This window comes from Pristimantibacillus sp. PTI5 (assembly GCF_048572955.1).
GTDB lineage: Bacteria > Bacillota > Bacilli > Paenibacillales > Paenibacillaceae > Pristimantibacillus.
In genome coordinates this window covers 4995300-5011698 of record NZ_CP183886.1, presented here as the reverse complement: position 1 = coordinate 5011698, position 16399 = coordinate 4995300, and the positions used below count along the sequence as shown (strand labels likewise).

14 protein-coding genes are annotated in these 16399 nt (G+C 50.5%); 4 read left to right on the top strand and 10 right to left on the bottom strand.

The annotated features are described in order from the left end of the window. Positions 1-286 precede the first annotated feature (286 nt). Positions 287-1834: a Ppx/GppA family phosphatase gene (locus ACN6MW_RS22400; RefSeq protein ID WP_419872133.1), complete on the top strand. Its 1548-nt coding sequence runs from the start codon at positions 287-289 to the stop codon at positions 1832-1834. Here the strand turns inward: ACN6MW_RS22400 and ppk1 are convergent. From ppk1 to ACN6MW_RS22355, 9 genes are all read right to left on the bottom strand, one after another. After that, positions 1806-3872 (bottom strand): polyphosphate kinase 1, encoded by a 2067-nt coding sequence (gene ppk1 / locus ACN6MW_RS22395; RefSeq protein WP_419872132.1) that lies wholly within the window; start codon positions 3870-3872, stop codon positions 1806-1808. The genes ACN6MW_RS22400 and ppk1 overlap by 29 nt on opposite strands. A 162-nt stretch (positions 3873-4034) precedes the next feature. Continuing rightward, positions 4035-4427 carry an FxsA family protein gene (locus tag ACN6MW_RS22390; protein ID WP_419872131.1) on the bottom strand — a complete coding sequence of 131 codons (393 nt, stop codon included), beginning with the start codon at positions 4425-4427 and terminating at the stop codon, positions 4035-4037. Between the two features lie 180 nt (positions 4428-4607). After that, positions 4608-5072, bottom strand: a complete 465-nt coding sequence (locus tag ACN6MW_RS22385; protein WP_419872130.1) for an acyl-CoA thioesterase — start codon at positions 5070-5072, stop codon at positions 4608-4610. 125 nt (positions 5073-5197) lie between these two features. Continuing rightward, complete coding sequence (gene pyk, locus ACN6MW_RS22380) at positions 5198-6952, bottom strand: pyruvate kinase (protein ID WP_419872129.1); 1755 nt, start codon at positions 6950-6952, stop codon at positions 5198-5200. Between the two features lie 94 nt (positions 6953-7046). Continuing rightward, the gene (locus ACN6MW_RS22375) at positions 7047-8111 is read right to left on the bottom strand and encodes an acetyl-CoA carboxylase carboxyltransferase subunit alpha (RefSeq protein WP_419872128.1); all 1065 of its coding nucleotides are present in this window, start codon (positions 8109-8111) and stop codon (positions 7047-7049) included. After that, a complete protein-coding gene (gene accD / locus ACN6MW_RS22370) occupies positions 8101-8970 on the bottom strand; it encodes an acetyl-CoA carboxylase, carboxyltransferase subunit beta (protein WP_419872127.1) in 870 nt (289 codons plus the stop codon). The genes ACN6MW_RS22375 and accD overlap by 11 nt, the downstream gene beginning before the upstream one ends. Before the next feature lie 40 nt (positions 8971-9010). Further along, positions 9011-9202: a hypothetical protein gene (locus ACN6MW_RS22365; protein ID WP_053374720.1), complete on the bottom strand. Its 192-nt coding sequence runs from the start codon at positions 9200-9202 to the stop codon at positions 9011-9013. Between the two features lie 95 nt (positions 9203-9297). Beyond that, entirely contained in the window at positions 9298-9789 is a 492-nt protein-coding gene (locus tag ACN6MW_RS22360; protein WP_364143437.1) for a phosphatidylglycerophosphatase A, read from the bottom strand. A 208-nt stretch (positions 9790-9997) separates the two neighbouring features. Beyond that, positions 9998-13654: a DNA polymerase III subunit alpha gene (locus tag ACN6MW_RS22355; RefSeq protein WP_419872126.1), complete on the bottom strand. Its 3657-nt coding sequence runs from the start codon at positions 13652-13654 to the stop codon at positions 9998-10000. A 139-nt stretch (positions 13655-13793) separates the two neighbouring features. On the opposite strand from ACN6MW_RS22355, the gene ACN6MW_RS22350 reads away from it, so the two are divergent. From ACN6MW_RS22350 to ACN6MW_RS22340, 3 genes are all read left to right on the top strand, one after another. Continuing rightward, positions 13794-14120, top strand: a complete 327-nt coding sequence (locus ACN6MW_RS22350; RefSeq protein ID WP_308999611.1) for a YtrH family sporulation protein — start codon at positions 13794-13796, stop codon at positions 14118-14120. 3 nt (positions 14121-14123) lie between these two features. Next, on the top strand, positions 14124-14639 hold the full coding sequence (locus tag ACN6MW_RS22345) for a hypothetical protein (RefSeq protein ID WP_419872125.1): 516 nt from the start codon (positions 14124-14126) through the stop codon (positions 14637-14639). A gap of 87 nt (positions 14640-14726) precedes the next feature. After that, positions 14727-15023, top strand: a complete 297-nt coding sequence (locus ACN6MW_RS22340) for a YtpI family protein (RefSeq protein ID WP_364143446.1) — start codon at positions 14727-14729, stop codon at positions 15021-15023. Between the two features lie 7 nt (positions 15024-15030). On the opposite strand, the gene ACN6MW_RS22335 is transcribed toward ACN6MW_RS22340, so the two are convergent. Continuing rightward, positions 15031-16392 carry a DRTGG domain-containing protein gene (locus ACN6MW_RS22335; protein ID WP_419872124.1) on the bottom strand — a complete coding sequence of 454 codons (1362 nt, stop codon included), beginning with the start codon at positions 16390-16392 and terminating at the stop codon, positions 15031-15033. Between the last annotated feature and the right edge of the window lie 7 nt (positions 16393-16399).

Genomic DNA, 16399 nt, shown 5'->3' with positions numbered 1-16399 from the left:
TGGGTATCGTAAACAATAAAAGGTTCGTTTTTTGTACCGTCGCCTTTAATCATAAATGATTTCGGCACTGAAGTGAACAAATACGGACATAAAAATGCTTTATCGGCATCATTAATATTTTTTTCGCTTATTATTTCACCACGTCGTGTCGTATGCTCCAGCAGCATTTTTCCCTATTCGCTCCAATTTTAGCCGTATCATAAACTATTTTTACTGAATCGAATATAGTGGTAAAATGTCAAATAGAGATCATAACGAGCAAAATTCGCTGTATTGGAGGCGCTATATGACAGGACAACGCATCGGAATTATTGACATAGGCTCCAACTCAGTCCGGCTCGTCGTATACGAGAGGACAGCAAATGGTGCTCATCGAGTGGCGGATAGCAGCAAACGGCCTGCCAGATTAAGCGAACGTATTGATGAAAAAGGCTGTCTTCCGGGTACAGCGATCGACGAGCTTATCGACACGCTGACTCATTTTACCATGATTTGCACCCATAATCATACAAGCAATATTCGAGCTGTCGCTACGGCGGCCATTCGAAATGCCAATAACCGCTCTGAAATCCTTGGGCGCATCAAAACCGAAACAGGTTTGGAGATAGAATTGCTCTCCGGCGAGGATGAGGCCTCGTACGGTTTTCTGGGGATGATCAACTCGCTGAATATCCGGGACGGGCTGCTTATCGATATCGGAGGCGGGAGCACCGAGCTTTCTTTGTTCCGTAACCGCGCGCTCGTTCGTTCCGTTTCTTTTCCGTTTGGCTGCGTTAGTCTTAATAAACGGTTCGGAATGAAAGGCATGCTGTCCGACGATGAACTCAAGGCGCTTGAAACCCTTGTCCAAGAGGCAGCCCGTACCGAGGCTTGGATCGGCGAGACCGCAGGATTGCCGCTGGTGGGCGTAGGCGGCACCGTGCGCGCGTTAGGAAAAATGCATCAAGCCGCCTATAAATATCCCTTCCCGCAAACGCATAACTATCCGGCTACAAGCGTGCAGGTCGATGAGCTGTTCCATCAAATGCGCAAGCTCCCGCTCGACAAAAGGCGCAAGCTTCCGGGCTTGTCCAAAGACCGTGCGGATGTTGTCGTGCCGGGCGTAGCCATTCTGAGAGTGCTTTTCCGAGCCGCCAAAGCATCCTATTACCGTATTTGCGGGGCCGGGCTTCGTGACGGCTTGTTCCATGCGACACGTTTTCCCAATCGTCCCAAGCTCGAAGATGTGCTGAAATACAGTCTCACTAATTTAAGCGCCTTGCACCCGGAAGCGCCGAAGCAGCATGTGCTTCAGGTCAACCGGATCTCGCTTGAGATTTATGATGTGCTTAATTATAACCATCCGCTGCCGACGCAAACCAGAGTACTGCTTGATACGGCCTCTCAGCTGTTCCGTATTGGCGCATCCATCGATTATTACGAGTATGCGCGGCATTCTTTCTATCTCATTATTAACTCCCAGCTAAACGGACTTACCCACCGGGAGATGATCATGACAGCGGCCATTGCCTCTTACAAAAGCAAAAGCCGGGCCCGTCAGCACATTTCCGAGTATAAAGAGATGCTCAACGAATCCGACCTTGATGTCATTTATAAGCTTGGCGCGCTGCTGCAGCTGTCGGCTGCGCTTGACCGCGGAGAAACGCAGGCCATCGCGCAGCTCAATGTCCACTTGTCAGGCAATCAGCTGCTGCTTCGCCCGATACAGCCGCGAGGTACGCTGGCCGTCGAGCGGCGCGAGGTTGAAGAGCTTGGAGCCGAATTCAAAAAGCTGTGGGGCGTAACGCCGAGCCTTGACTATACGGCTACGCAAGTCCCTTCCACGTCGATATAACCTTTGCTTCGAACTGACTGCGGAACGGCTCCTTATCAACACTTGAAATATGTTCATAGGTGCCGTTCGGCTGCAGCTCGCGAGCCTTCACATTGTCATTAATATTAAGATGAAGCATTTTGATCAAAATCTGCCTGAGCGTAGAATCAAACACAGGGCACATAAGCTCGATCCGCCTTGTCAGGTTACGGGTCATCCAATCCGCGCTCGACAAATAGACCTCTTCTTCCCCGCCATTATAAAAATACATGATTCTTGCATGCTCAAGGAATCGGTCAACGATACTGATGACCTGAATGTTCTCGCTTCGTCCCGGCACGCCAGGCCGCAAGCAGCAAACCCCGCGGACGATCAGCACGATTTTTACGCCGGCTTGAGAAGCGTCATACAGCTTATCGATCATCTCCTGATTGGAGAGCGAGTTCATTTTTGCGATAATACGCGCCGGCTTACCGGCTAACGCGTTTAATCTTTCCCGATCAATCAGACGGTATAGCTTTTCTTTCAAATCCGACGGCGCTACGCCGAAGGCTTTCCACTCATATGGGGAAGAGTAGCCAGTCACCTCATTAAACAGGGCTGAAGCGTCTCCGCCGATAATCGGATGCGATGTAAAAAGTCCGATGTCCGTATACAAAGTAGCCGTACTATCATTATAATTGCCGGTCCCTACATGGACATAACGGCGGAGAGTGCCGTGCTCCCGCCTAACGACTAGCAATATTTTCGCATGCGTTTTTAATCCGACCAGGCCATACACGACATGACAGCCCGCCTTCTCTAACTGACGCGCCCAGGCAATGTTCCGTTCCTCATCAAACCTTGCTTTTAGCTCTACAACAACCGTTACCTGTTTCCCGGCTTCGCCAGCCTTTGCAAGCGCTTGAACGAGCGCAGATTGGCCGCTGACGCGGTATAAGGTCATTTTTATCGCCAATACGTCCGGGTCATAAGCGGCTTGCATGACAAAATCATTCACCGCATCGAACGACTCGTAGGGATGGTACATGAGCACGTCACGCTGACGGATGACTTCAAACATATCGTCCGTATCATCGAACTCCCTTGGGTAGACAGGCTCCAGCTTCTCGTACCTTAAATTATCGTTGCCTGGAACAGCGCCCGCGAATTTCATCAAAAAACTTAAATCAAGCGGTCCGTCGATTTCGAATAAATTATCTTCGATCTCCAGCTCTTCCGTAAGCATCTCGAGCGCATAAGGATGCGTGCCCTTGGCTACCTCCAGCCTTACCGGAATACCCCAGCGGCGGCGGCGAAGCTCCTTCTCGATCGCCTCGAGTAGATCCTCCGCATCCTCTTCGTTCAGCGTAATATCCGCATCCCTTGTGAGACGGAATGCATTAACGGAGAAAGGGATATAACCGTTGAATAACGTATCGATGAAATGCTCGATCAAATCTTCTAGCAGCACGAATTCGGTCTTTTTGCTGTTGATTCTTCCGGGTACGGGTACAAACCTTGGCAGGATGGACGGCACCTGAACTATCGCAAACAGGGGCTCCTCCTCGGACCGATCTCCCTCTTGCCTCAAGAGCACCGCCAAGTACAACTCTTTGGTATGAACCAGAGGAAACGGCCTGCTTTGGTCGACGGCCATCGGGGTTAGGACAGGAAATACGATTTCATGAAAATAGTCCGAGACCGCCTTCGTCTGCGAAACGTTGAGCTCCTCGAATGAACGGATAAATATCCCTTCGCGGCTCAAGCCGCGAAATACTTCTCTATATGTACGGTATTGTTCATGAATCATTTGTGTCGTACGTTTAATGAGCCTTTTCCAAAGACCGGACGGCGTATAGCCTGTAAAATCCATTTTGGACAAGCCGGCTCTCATCTGCATTTGTATGCCTGCAACTCTCACACTCATGAATTCATCTAAGTTGCTCGTAACGATTGCCAAAAACTTAGCTCTCTCGAGCAAAGGATTGCTGGGATCCTGAGCTTCTTGGAGAACTCTTCGGTTGAATTCGATCCAACTTAGATCTCGATTTACATAGTTGGACAAAAGCTTGGTCATTTCTCACGCCTCCTGAGTAATTTTGCGGAATCAACCTGCTTCTTTAGCATACGCTCCAACATGCATTTCAAGAATGCTGCGGCAGGAAACGACACCTATCTGTCTCATTATGAAGGATAACTATTATTTCCATGTTAACCTTTTGTAAATGCGGCGTAAACATTAGAACCTTCCGATCTTAAAATTGCCGTTTCGCATCCTTTTCTCGAGCCATTGCAGCATAAGCTGCCTATAGAAAACTCGCGTAACGGGGAAAAGAAGGGTAATGCCCGCGATATCCGACAAAAATCCTGGCATTAACAGCAATAAGCCCCCTGCTAGCACGCAAAGTCCATCCAGCATCGTTTGTCCGGGTATTTGTCCTGCTTGCATTTGACGCTGCGCTTCAACCCAAACTCTGCGGCCTTCCGCACGCGCTAAATAGGCTCCGGCCAACCCCATTGCGATCAGAATAAAAAATGTATTCCAACCGCCGATCCAGCTGCCCATTTGATAAATGCCCCACAGCTCGATTACGGGAACAACAATAAAAACCCCCAACAGCCATTTGTACATGGTTGGACCTCCTCAAAAGTTTGCGAAGCAAACTTACTTCGTAAGCATAAGCTTGGTTTGCGAAGCAAACTTACTTCGTAAGCATAAGCTTGGTTTGCGAAGCAAACTTACTTCGTAAGCATAAGCTTGGTTTGCGAAGCAAACTTACTTCGTAAGCATAGGCTTGGTTTGCGAAGCAATCTACTTCGTAAGCAAATGGTATAAATCCGGCATTACTTTGTTTACTCGTGCGGGCTGCCATTCGGTGTTGACCCATACATGCTTGGTACCGCCCTCGACTAACAGTTCTCCAGGCAGCTGCTCCCCAGCCGCGATTTCCGCTGCTTGAAAGTCTGATTCCTCTACCCTTCTTACCTGTGATTCAAACGTAACACGTACGGGCGTGCATGCTGCTATTCGCGTGCAAACCAGTATCGTATCATCGTAACGTGCAGGAAGAACATAGCGGCATTGCAAATCGACAACCGGAAGCAGTAAGCCCCGTTCTTCTATATCTTTATAATTATAACCTGCGTTTCTTATCCATTCTGTACGTCCAATTTCGAACCAAGTTACATAATTTCCATGGAACACGACTCCCATTTGATCGGTTTCTTGATATCGGACGCGAAGCGGATGCATGAACCAGCTGGAAGCGGCAAGCATATTTGTACCTCCCCGAGATTGGATTTTTTTTAATTTATGTACGGTTAGATTAACAAAAAGCGACGGTGAGATCACCATCGCTTCTGTTTCATTCTTATATGTTTGTTATAAAAGTACCCTTGAAATTAAAGTACCTTCGATTGGCCGTGATAGATTACGCCTGTTTCGCCGTAGATGGTTACTTCCATACCGTCTTGCAGCAATTCCGTTGCGTTCGCGATGCCTAGAATAACCGGGATCCCAAGGTTCAGACCGACTACTGCAGCATGGCTTGTAATTCCGCCTTGCTCCGTAATAACCGCGCCAGCTTTCTCAAATGCAGGCATATATTCTTTGTCCGTCGATACCGTGACCAAGATGGAGCCTTGAGTCGTTTTTGCGATCGCTTCCTCCGGTGTACGGGCAACAACGATTTTACCGATGGCTGTTTGGCTTCCGATACCTTGTCCTTGTGCCAAAAGCTCGCCAATGTGGTGAATTTTGATAAGGTTTGTCGTACCTGCGCGGCCAACAGGAACGCCGGCTGTAATAATGACTGTATCGCCAAGGTTAAGGAAACCTGTGCTCATGCCGCCTTTTACTGCATTTTCAAACATTTCGTCTGTAGTATCCGCGTCAGGACCCAGTACCGCGAATACGCCCCAAATGAGAGATAGACGGCGCAATACTTTCTCATCTGTCGTTACTGCAATGATCGGAGCTTTTGGCTTGTACTTCGATACCATGCGGGCAGTAAAGCCGCTTTGCGTCGATGTAATGATCGCTTTTGCTCTTAGGTCAAGCGCAGAGTTAGCAACGGCTTGAGAAATAGCCTCAGTAACCGATGTTTGCTGTGCATTTGCTTGCTTTGTGAACATTTCACGGTATTCCAAAGCCGCTTCCGCGCGCTCAGCAATACGTGCCATAGTTTGTACGGATTCAGTCGGGTAACGTCCTGCAGCCGTTTCGCCGGACAACATGATCGCATCTGTGCCGTCAAAAATCGCATTTGCTACGTCACTCGCCTCAGCGCGGGTAGGACGCGGGTTGCGCTGCATGGAATCCAGCATTTGTGTAGCCGTGATAACCGGTTTACCTACGCGGTTACCTTTTTTGATCATGTTTTTTTGCACAAGCGGCACTTCTTCAGCAGGGATTTCAACGCCGAGATCGCCGCGCGCAACCATTAAGCCGTCGGAAACCTCAAGAATCTCATCGAGATTATCTACGCCTTCTTGGTTTTCGATTTTGGAGATGATTTGAATATGTCCTGCATTATGGCGCTCAAGAAGCTCGCGGATTTCAAGCACGTCGCTTGCTTTACGCACGAAAGAAGCTGCAATGAAATCTACGCCTTGCTCGATTCCGAATACGATATCATTCGCATCCTTCTCGGTAATACCAGGCAAAGAGATCTTCACTCCAGGTACGTTAACGCCTTTTTTGCTTTTAATCGGACCGCTGTTAACGATACGGCACACGATTTCAGTTCCTTGAACCTTTTCTACCGTCAAACCGATCAAGCCGTCGTCAATCAAAATAGTCGAGCCGATGGTTACGTCGTTAGGCAGGTTGTTGTAAGTAATAGGCACACGATTGCGGTCACCCAGAATTTCTTCTGTCGTAAGCGTAATAGTTTCGCCTTGGTTCAATTCAATAGGCTCTTCCTTCAGCTTGCCAAGACGGATCTCAGGACCCTTTGTGTCAAGCAAAACCGCTACCGAAGTACCGAGTTCAGCGTTCGCAAGGCGGATATTTTTGATACGGTTCCCGTGCTCTTCGAAATCTCCGTGAGAGAAGTTAAGACGGGCCACGTTCATGCCTGCTTTGATAAGTTTCTTCGTGTTTTCCAGTGATTCGCTGGATGGACCGATTGTACAAACGATTTTTGTTTTGCGCATGTTAAGTTTCCTCCGTAAATTGCCTGATATTCTTTTCTATACTGACATGACAACCCGCTGCTTGTACAGCGAAATCATCAATTTTACATATTATTTACTGAACGGTCGGGGTCGCTTCTTCCGGCTGTTCGGATGGTTCTGCCGTTGCGCCTGCTGCTTGGACGTTATTCGCTTCCGGCTGACTTGGCGCTTCAAGGGTCTTCTCCGCAATTTTGAATTGGCCGACCTTGCGGAATTTCTTATAACGGTCTTCGATTAGCTGTTCGGCGCTTAACGGAAGAAGCTCCTGTAAATGGTGCCACAGCTTATCTTTGATTTGTTCCGCTTGAAAAGCTAAATCTTTATGGGCTCCGCCTTGCGGCTCCATAACGATATCTTCAATAATGCCAAATTCGAGCAAATCCTTGGCCGTGATTTTCATTGCTTCAGCAGCCTGGTCCGCTTTGGAAGCATCCTTCCACAAAATCGAAGCGGCTCCGTTTGGAGAGATCGCGCTGTAGATCGCATTTTCGAGCATTAACACACGATTTCCCACGCCCAGCGCAAGCGCTCCGCCGCTGCCGCCTTCGCCGATAACGATACAAATGATAGGCACGCCGAAGCCGGACATCTCTCTTAGGTTGCGTGCAATCGCCTCTGATTGTCCGCGTTCCTCAGCCGTTTTGCCCGGATAAGCACCCTTCGTATCGATAAAGGTAATGATCGGTCGTTTGAATTTATTCGCTTGCTCCATTAGCCTAAGCGCTTTACGAAAGCCCTCGGGATGAGGACTGCCGAAAAAGCGCGCAATATTCTCACGGGTATCCTTACCGCGCTGATGACCAATAACCGTTACCGGTACGCCATTCAGCTTGGCAAGGCCGCCGACGATCGCAAGATCATCCGCAAATAGACGATCCCCGTGAAGCTCCATATAATCCGTGAACACCGTCTGAATATAATCAAGCGACGTTGGACGCTGATGATGGCGCGCCATATGCATTTTTTGAGCCGGAGACAGCTCGCTGTACAGTTCTTCTTCCAGCTGTTTGCACTTTTGCTCAAGACCCAAAATCTCTTCCGTGAAGTCGATTCCCTTCTCCACGCTCAAGGTCTTCAGCTCCGTGACCTTCTGCCGCAAATCATTCAACGGTTTTTCAAAAGGCAGCTCACCCGCCATAGGATGTTTCCCCCTTTACGCAATGCATATCAAGCAGCTTAGCTAGCGTCGGCTTCATATCTTTGCGGTGTACGACTTTATCCAATTGGCCGTGCTGTAAATTAAACTCAGCCGTTTGGAAGTCGTCAGGCAGCTTCTGGCGAATCGTTTGTTCAATCACAATCCGTCCGGCAAAACCGATCAACGCGCCAGGCTCGGCCAAATTGTAATCGCCCAAGCTCGCAAAGCTAGCCGAAACCCCGCCTGTAGTAGGATCGGTAAAAATTGAAATAAACAAACCGCCTGCGCCTTGAAATTTCGAAAGCGCTGCGCTTGTTTTGGCCATTTGCATCAAGCTAAGAATACTTTCCTGCATCCGGGCGCCGCCGGAGGTTGAGAAAATCAGAAGCGGCAGCTGTTTGGCATGAGCCGCTTCAATGGCTCTCGTTATCTTCTCACCAACGACTGATCCCATACTGCCGGTAAAGAAATCAAAACTCATAACGGCTACGACAACCGGAAAACCGCCGATCGTACCTTCTCCCGTAATGACAGCGTCGCGAAGATTAGATTTGTTCTTCTGCTGCTCCAGCTTGCTGGCATATCCAGGGAAGTTAAGAGGATCGACGGATTCCATATCCGCATCGTATTCAAGCAAATGTCCCTCATCTAGCGTTAAAGCGATTCTCTCCCAAGCAGTAAGGCGATAATGATGGCCGCAAGAGGAGCAAACCTTTAAGTTTTTTTCCAATTCCTTGCTGTACTGAATGGTGCCGCATTTGGAGCACTTATTCATCAAGCCTTCGGGAACCTCACGCTTGCGCGGTTCCGATGGTATTGTCGCGTATTTCTTCTTCGTAAATAAATCCTTTATTTGCACGTGTGACACCTCTCAAGGCGCAATAGTATAGAGCTATCCATCATAACGGACGCATAATGGAGTTAAATACTTCTTGTACTTCCTCCAACTCGCCAGATGGGACTAGTATCTCGTATTGCTGTTTGGACAGATTGACAGAGCGGATTTTCACCAAAAACCCTTCCTCCGTTAGCCGCTTCTTGATGTTATCTGCGATTTTTGCTGTTGGTGCGATATAAATGACCGTCCACATCATGGTACCTCCTGAAAACTTTGCTTCCGCAAAGCTCACTTACTAAGCATAGCTATCCCGGTAACAGGCCATATGATCTCATAATGATACCATAGTCATGGCGAATCCGGCAAATCATATCGGATCGCTTTCGGGTCCTGATGGGCAATTCTTGCCGAGGCGGCAGCGGCTAATCCGGCAACCAAGTCATCCAAAAACACATGAATGCGTTCGCCTTTCACATTCAATTGACGAATAATACCGGGTTTTACTTTATCCAAATATCCGAAGCTCGTCAATCCAATCATGCCATAAACATTCGTTATGCCGAGCGCCAGCGTCTCATCGACGCCATACAGCGATTCATCGGTTTCCATGATCGATTGTAAGGGCTCCGGCAGCAATTTGCGCTCTGCCAGCTCATCTAAAGCTATGCCTGTATACATGACGTATTGCACCTCGCGCTTATCGAGGACCGCCCTGACGCTTTCCTCGCATTGTTCCATCGTCAGATCACCATTGTAGGGACGCTGCAGCGCATAGACGATTTCGGTTACGTCGTCGATCGATACCCCTCGTTTTAAGAGCCATTTCTCGATTCCTGTCATCGGACTCATCCCTCCCGTAACTGCTTGTACGTCTATCTTGGAAACAATAGCGTGAGCAGATGACACTGTCCTTAATATGCAGCCTCTCTTTCGGAAGCTCCATTGCCATCGTCGCTTGTATCTCTAAACATATGCGCGTACAAGCCCTGACGTGCATACGAAATACTTTTGTTTACAGGATATTTAGGAAGGGTAGAAAGGTCCTTGCTTATCTCACAACGATCGCGCCCTTGCCAAGCAGCTGCTCGACTGCTTCTATGAGCTGGGCGGACGGATGAACGCGGTAGCTGTCGCTAAGCGCAATCGACTTTTGTCCCTGCACATAAAACAACACGGTAGCAAGCTGGCCGGAATGGCCAGAAAGAAGCGATTTTAGCTTCTCCAGAATAGCGGGCTGCTCATTTTCCGTAATAATTTTGATATACACCCGCTGCGGCTTGCGCTCCGCCGAGTCCGGCGGCCCTTGCTCATTTCCGATTATATTTTCAGACGGCAATGGATTGTCTTTGAAGGCGCGCGGTTTCCAGGTTGCGCCAGCGGCTCGCCCGGTTGGTGCGGCCTGCTCCCCGGATCTTCCGTTCGCAGAGCTGCTGCCGCTAGTCCGCGCAGCGCGTGCTTTCGCCTGCTTTTGGAGCCGTCCTACATGATCCGCGAGATCCATATCCGAATGTTCGATCGGCACGCAATCCTCGACGATCAGCTTATAATCATCATCCTGCTGTTGCACCGTAGCCTGTATGATTGCTAAACCGCCCTTCTCGAGCTTGCTGCCTATCCGCTTCCAAATCGTCGGAAATACGACGGCCTCTACGCGCATAATACGATCCTCCAGTTCGAGGAAGCCCATGGATAGGCCTTTTTTGCTCGTAAAAGGTTTAACAGACACGACCATCACGCCCACAATGGCGATTGCGCCGTCCTTCGCGTCGCTAAGCTCGAGCAGCCGATCCAGGCCTAACGGCGCAAGCTGCTGCTCCGCAGCATCCAGCGGATGCCCCGATAAGTAAAGACCGAGCAGCTCACGTTCAAAATCCAGCTGCTGGCTTGTCGTATAAGGGCGAATATCCGGCAGTTCGACATCCCAATTCTGGATTTCGTCGAGACCGAACATTTCAATTTGCAGCTCCTCGCGCTCCTTGCGCCATTTCACCGCGGTTTCAACCGTTTCCTCAAGGGCGGCAAGCAGCTGAGCACGATGCCCGGGAAGCGAATCGAACGCTCCCGCTTGAATGAGCGACTCCAGCACCCGTTTGTTTACCACCCGCAGATCCACCCGCTTGCAAAGATCAAGAAGGCTTTCGAACGGCCGCTCGCCGCGTTCTTTCAGGACTGCTTCGATAGCCTGCGTTCCGACGTTTTTGATGGCTGCGAGACCGAAGCGTACGGCTTGAGCCACCGGGGTAAAGGAAACGCTGCTCTCGTTTACGTCAGGCGGCAAAACGGCAATGCCCATCCGGCGGCATTCATCCACATATTCGGCCGTCTTCCGCTGGTTACCGGTAACCGAAGCAAGCATCGAAGCCATAAACGGAACGGGATAGTTGGCTTTGAGCCATGCCGTCTGGAAGGCAAGCACGCCGTAAGCCGCCGCATGGGCTCGCGGAAAGCCGTAATCGGCAAATCGAACGATCATATCGTAAACAAGATTCGCTTCGGAAGCGGAATAGCCCTCGGCCAGGCTGCCGTTCACGAAATGCGCCCGCTCCTCGTCAAGCACCTCGCGCTTTTTCTTGGAGACGGCGCGGCGCAGCAAATCCGCTTCCCCAAGTGAGAAACCAGCCATCAAGGAGGCAATTTGCATGATTTGCTCCTGGTACACGATGATGCCGTAGGTATCCGCAAGAATAGGCTCAAGCGACGGATGCGGATATTCAACGGTAACAAGCCCATGCTTCCCTTGGATATATTTTGGAATAAACTCCATCGGACCCGGGCGGTATAAAGCGAGAACGGAGACGATATCCTCGAACTCCGTCGGCTTCATTTCCTTCAGAACGCGCCGGACGCCAGCGGACTCAAGCTGGAATATACCCGTCGTATCTCCCCGGCTGAGCATGGCATACGTTGCCGGGTCATTATCGTTGATCGTATGAAAATCGATCACTTTGCCATGCTGCTCCTTCACCGCTTGGAGCGCGCGTTCCAGGATCGAGAGCGTACGCAAGCCAAGAAAGTCCATTTTGAGAAGGCCGATGGCTTCTAAATTCTCCATCGAATATTGCGTAAGAGGAATCTGCTCACTGCCTGTCTGGATCGGCGTATAATGAGTCAGCGGCTCTTGGGAAATGACGACGCCTGCCGCATGCGTAGAGGCATGGCGCGGCATCCCTTCGACTTTTATGGCCATCTTCAGCATGCTTGCCGTCTTCGGCTGGCGCTCGCTCGCTTCGCGCAGCTCGCTGCTCATTCTCAGCGCCTCATCCAGCGTAATGCCAAGCTGATTCGGAATAAGCTTGGCCGCACGGTCTACTTCTTGAAACGGGACGTTCATTGCACGGCCAACATCACGGACAGCGGCTTTGGCCGCCATCGTGCCGAACGTGATGATTTGCGCGACATGCTCATCCCCGTATTTGGCAGCCACGTAAGCAATAACCTCATCGCGGCGCTCGTCATTGAAGTCAATATCGATATCCGGCATCGAAATCCGTTCCGGATTCAAGAACCGTTCGAACAGCAGCTTATATTTCAGCGGATCCACGTCGGTGATTCGCAGCGTATAGGCCACTAAGCTCCCCGCGGACGATCCGCGGCCCGGACCGGTTCTAATGCCTCTTTCATGGGCGAACCGGATAAAATCCCACACGATTAGAAAATAATCGCTGAATCCCATCTTGTCGATAACGGATAACTCATACTCCAGCCGCTGCTCCGCTTTTTGCCTAAAATCTTCATCAGCCGCCCATTCGGGCATTCCCGCGTACCTGGCCATCAAGCCGTCACGGCATAACGTAATTAAATAATCAGACGAACTCATCCCTGCCGGTACCGGCCGGAAGATAGGAAGCGCAGCCCGGCCAAGCGTCAATTCCAGTTCGCATTTATCCGCGATTTCAATCGTGTTCGCAAGCGCTTCAGGAACATGCCGGTACATAAGCGCCATCTCTTCCGCGCTTTTCAAATACATCTGATCCGTCAGCATGCGCAGACGGTCGGCGTCCTCAATCGTTTTGCCCGTTCCGATGCAAATCAGCACATCCTGCATGGCAGCGTCCTCTGCGCGCAGATAATGCACATCATTGGTCGCCGCAAGCTTAATGCCCGTATCGACCGCGAGCTTGATCATTTCTGCGGCTACCTTTTTCTGGTCCAAGAGGCCGTGATCCTGAAGCTCCAAATAAAAATCTTCCCCGAAAATATCTTTGTAGCGCAGGGCGCTGCTCCGAGCTTCTTCAACCCGGTCATGCAGCAAATGCTGCGAGACCTCTCCCCCAAGGCATGCGCTCAAACAAATGAGCCCCTCTGAATGCTTCCGCAGCATCTCCAGATCTACCCGAGGCTTGTAATGGAAGCCTTCCAAATGCCCGATAGAGCTGAGCTTCATCAAATTGCGGTAGCCTGCTTCATTTTTTGCCAGCACGATCAAATGGTAAGTCGGATTGTCCTTGCGCGGCCCTTTTTCAAATCGGGAACCGGTCGTCATGTAAAGCTCGCAGCCGATAATCGGCTTAATGCCTTGTGCCCGGCATGCCCGGTAAAACGGGATCGCTCCGTACATCACCCCATGATCGGTCAGCGCCAGCGCTTTCATTCCAAGCTCTGCCGCTTTTGCAGTAAGGTCACGGATTCTAGCTGCGCCGTCAAGCAGGCTGTATTCGCTGTGAACGTGCAAATGCACGAAAGATTGTTCGTTCTGACCGCTCATCGCATCCGATCCTTTCTGCTTCGTCCAAATAAGTTAACTCTATTTTATCATAATCGCAGTGGACACGCCCATAGAATGGTAGAAGAGCATACGGCATGCATCGTTATGAAGCGTCACTATAATTTTTGGAGGGATATCGATGAGTTACTTCTTGTCCAAAGCGGGACTTGATTTCTTTATTGCGTTCGGCGTTGTCTTAGGGGGCTCTACGCTTGCGGGGATCGGTTCGGTGTTTATGCTGCTGCCGCCTGCGACGACGATGCTCGACACGGCTGCAAGGCTAAAGATCTGGGCGATCGTGGCAGCGATCGGAGGTTCAATCGATCCGGTTCGCGTCATTGAAAGCAATATTATGCAGGGGCAATTATCACCTGCCGCGCAGCAGATTTGTTTTATTATCATCGCGTTTCTCGGCGCTCACCTAGGTACGGAGCTGGTTCGTCTCATCTGCAAGGGAGCCGCATAAGCGATGCGTCTGCCGCCGTTTGACCGTTTCGTGAGAGGATTACAAATGGTAGGGGTATTAACGCTCGGGATGATCATTGGGGCAATTGTGTACAATTCCATTTTTGTGGCGCGGTTCGAGGCTTTAATTACATTGAAGAGCGAGCTTGAGGTACAGCTCGAGCAGTACGAGCAGGATATAAAGAACTTAAACCAATTCAAAAATCAACATACCGTTATAAAAAGCGTGCTCCCTCGCATCGAGAAGGAAGCCGGGCAAGATACCAAACGGCCTCGACTAGATCAAGTCACCGAAGCCGAGCTGATCAAACGTATAAAAGAGGATCTTAAGAGCTTCCTAGGCAGGAGCATCTACGAGATCGATTCCGACGCCCGTTTCGCAAGGAAGCTGCTTGAAAGGAAAGTTTATATGGATGTGCACAACAAAGACTATACGATTGAAGTGAACACGATTCTAGTCGTCGATAATATCCTTCAAGTATGGGTGGAAGTCCGGGACTATGTGAAACCTCCCTCTTAAGCACGCGCCTATGATTCGTGATACAATAGAGCCTGTCTATTAGCGGGTTGCTGCTGTACCTACATAACATAAAGGAGCTGCTTATTCTTGGATCAACTTCTGCAATGGCTGCTCGTTCCGGGCATCCTTATTTCACTCGTGTTTTCAGCCGTATTCAGCTTTAAATCGCGCCGTTCCTCCGATGCGAGAACGAGAGCCGTATTCGCAGCCAGAATGAACATTAGCATGGGCGTCATGATGCTGTTCATTGCTCTGGTACAGCTTTTTTTGTCCGGGGAATCTACCCTTCGCATCGTCATTGGCGCGATCTTTTTGGTCATCGGCGTGTTCAACCTATTTGCCGGACTTCGTAATCTCAGCCTATACAGCAGGCCTAAAAATTAATCTGCGTTTAATAGGGATCAATCATTTGGGCCGTCATCATCGCTTTGGCGGCCAAGCCCTGCGCATCCTTGACCTCGATTTCAAGCTTCGTAAACTTCCTGCTCAGCTCCAGCGCCCTCGGTATGATCGTGACTTCGCTGTCGATTTGAACGGGTCTTACAAAATAAGTCGTCATGCTCTCCAGCAGGTAATCCCGCTTAGCGGTTTCCCGAATCATTCTGCGCGCAGCCTGCGTCATTAACGTTGCCAGCAGCCCTTCCGACACCATCCCAAGCGCTCCGGACATTTGCGCGGTAATCGACCCTTTATAGGCCAAGCCAAGCTCGTCTTGTCCCGCGGCACTGACATTTGCTGTTGCCATAAAGCCAGCCCACATCAGATCCTCAAAGGTCTCACCGGATTCCGGCTGCTTGCCGGCGAACCGCATGGCATCAAGCACCTCTTGCCTCGTGACAACGCCAAGCAGCTTGCGGTGCCTATCCACGATCGGCAGTAAATCTATGCCTTCCGCGGCCATGGTATGGGCAGCGGAAGTAACGGTAATGTTCGGAGCAGCCGTAATCGGATGCTTGGTCATCACCCGATCGACGATGCCGTCCTCAGGCGAACCGACCGCATCCTTGGCCGTCATCATCCCGACAACCTTGCTTCTCTCATCCACCACGGGAAAACGGGAATAGCCGGTTTCGCGGGAGAGCTTATGGAAGTCTAGAACGGACTGCCCGATCCGAAGCACATCCGCCGGTTTGCTGAAGGTTACGATATCTTCGATCAACATAATCTTGCGTTTAATAAGCCGATCGTACATCGCTCTATTGATCATAGAAGCAACCGTAAACGTATCATGCCGGGAAGTGATAATCGGCAAGGCGCGGTCGTCCGCAAGCTTGATCACTTCTTCACTCGGCTCGAAGCCGCCTGTAATCAGAACGCCGGCACCCTCCTCCAGCCCGCAGCGGTGCGCGCCGATCCGGTTCCCGACTATGAGTAGGCTGCCCTCGTCAATATAGCGCAGCATCGCATCCAGCTCCATCGCTCCGATAACGAACTTATGCAGCGTTTTATCGAGTCCTGCCGCACCGCCGAACAGCCTTCCTTCTACGATTTCGGCTACTTCGCCAAAGGTCAGCTGGTCGAGCGCCTCACGGCGCTTGCGGTCGATTCGAACCGTTCCGATCCGTTCCTTCGTACTGACGAGCCCCGAGCTTTCCGCTTCTTTAAATGCCTTATAGGCCGTCCCCTCGCTCACGCTAAGCGCCTTGGCAATCGCCCTTACCGAAATCTTCGTTCCGATCTTAAGGCTTTGGATATAATTCAAAATCTGTTCATGCTTCGTGCCGGTCTCGTTACCGGGTCCGATAGGCGCCACTTTGTTT

What these genes read in the sequence shown, in the direction of transcription:
- ppk1 (WP_419872132.1), bottom strand. Translation starts at nt 3,872, where the DNA reads ATGACCAAGCTTTTGTCCAACTATGTAAATCGAGATCTAAGTTGGATC.
- ACN6MW_RS22400 (WP_419872133.1), top strand. Translation starts at nt 287, where the DNA reads ATGACAGGACAACGCATCGGAATTATTGACATAGGCTCCAACTCAGTC.
- ACN6MW_RS22355 (WP_419872126.1), bottom strand. Translation starts at nt 13,654, where the DNA reads ATGAGCGGTCAGAACGAACAATCTTTCGTGCATTTGCACGTTCACAGC.
- ACN6MW_RS22350 (WP_308999611.1), top strand. Translation starts at nt 13,794, where the DNA reads ATGAGTTACTTCTTGTCCAAAGCGGGACTTGATTTCTTTATTGCGTTC.
- pyk (WP_419872129.1), bottom strand. Translation starts at nt 6,952, where the DNA reads ATGCGCAAAACAAAAATCGTTTGTACAATCGGTCCATCCAGCGAATCA.
- ACN6MW_RS22385 (WP_419872130.1), bottom strand. Translation starts at nt 5,072, where the DNA reads ATGCTTGCCGCTTCCAGCTGGTTCATGCATCCGCTTCGCGTCCGATAT.
- ACN6MW_RS22360 (WP_364143437.1), bottom strand. Translation starts at nt 9,789, where the DNA reads ATGACAGGAATCGAGAAATGGCTCTTAAAACGAGGGGTATCGATCGAC.
- ACN6MW_RS22365 (WP_053374720.1), bottom strand. Translation starts at nt 9,202, where the DNA reads ATGTGGACGGTCATTTATATCGCACCAACAGCAAAAATCGCAGATAAC.
- ACN6MW_RS22345 (WP_419872125.1), top strand. Translation starts at nt 14,124, where the DNA reads ATGCGTCTGCCGCCGTTTGACCGTTTCGTGAGAGGATTACAAATGGTA.
- ACN6MW_RS22390 (WP_419872131.1), bottom strand. Translation starts at nt 4,427, where the DNA reads ATGTACAAATGGCTGTTGGGGGTTTTTATTGTTGTTCCCGTAATCGAG.
- ACN6MW_RS22375 (WP_419872128.1), bottom strand. Translation starts at nt 8,111, where the DNA reads ATGGCGGGTGAGCTGCCTTTTGAAAAACCGTTGAATGATTTGCGGCAG.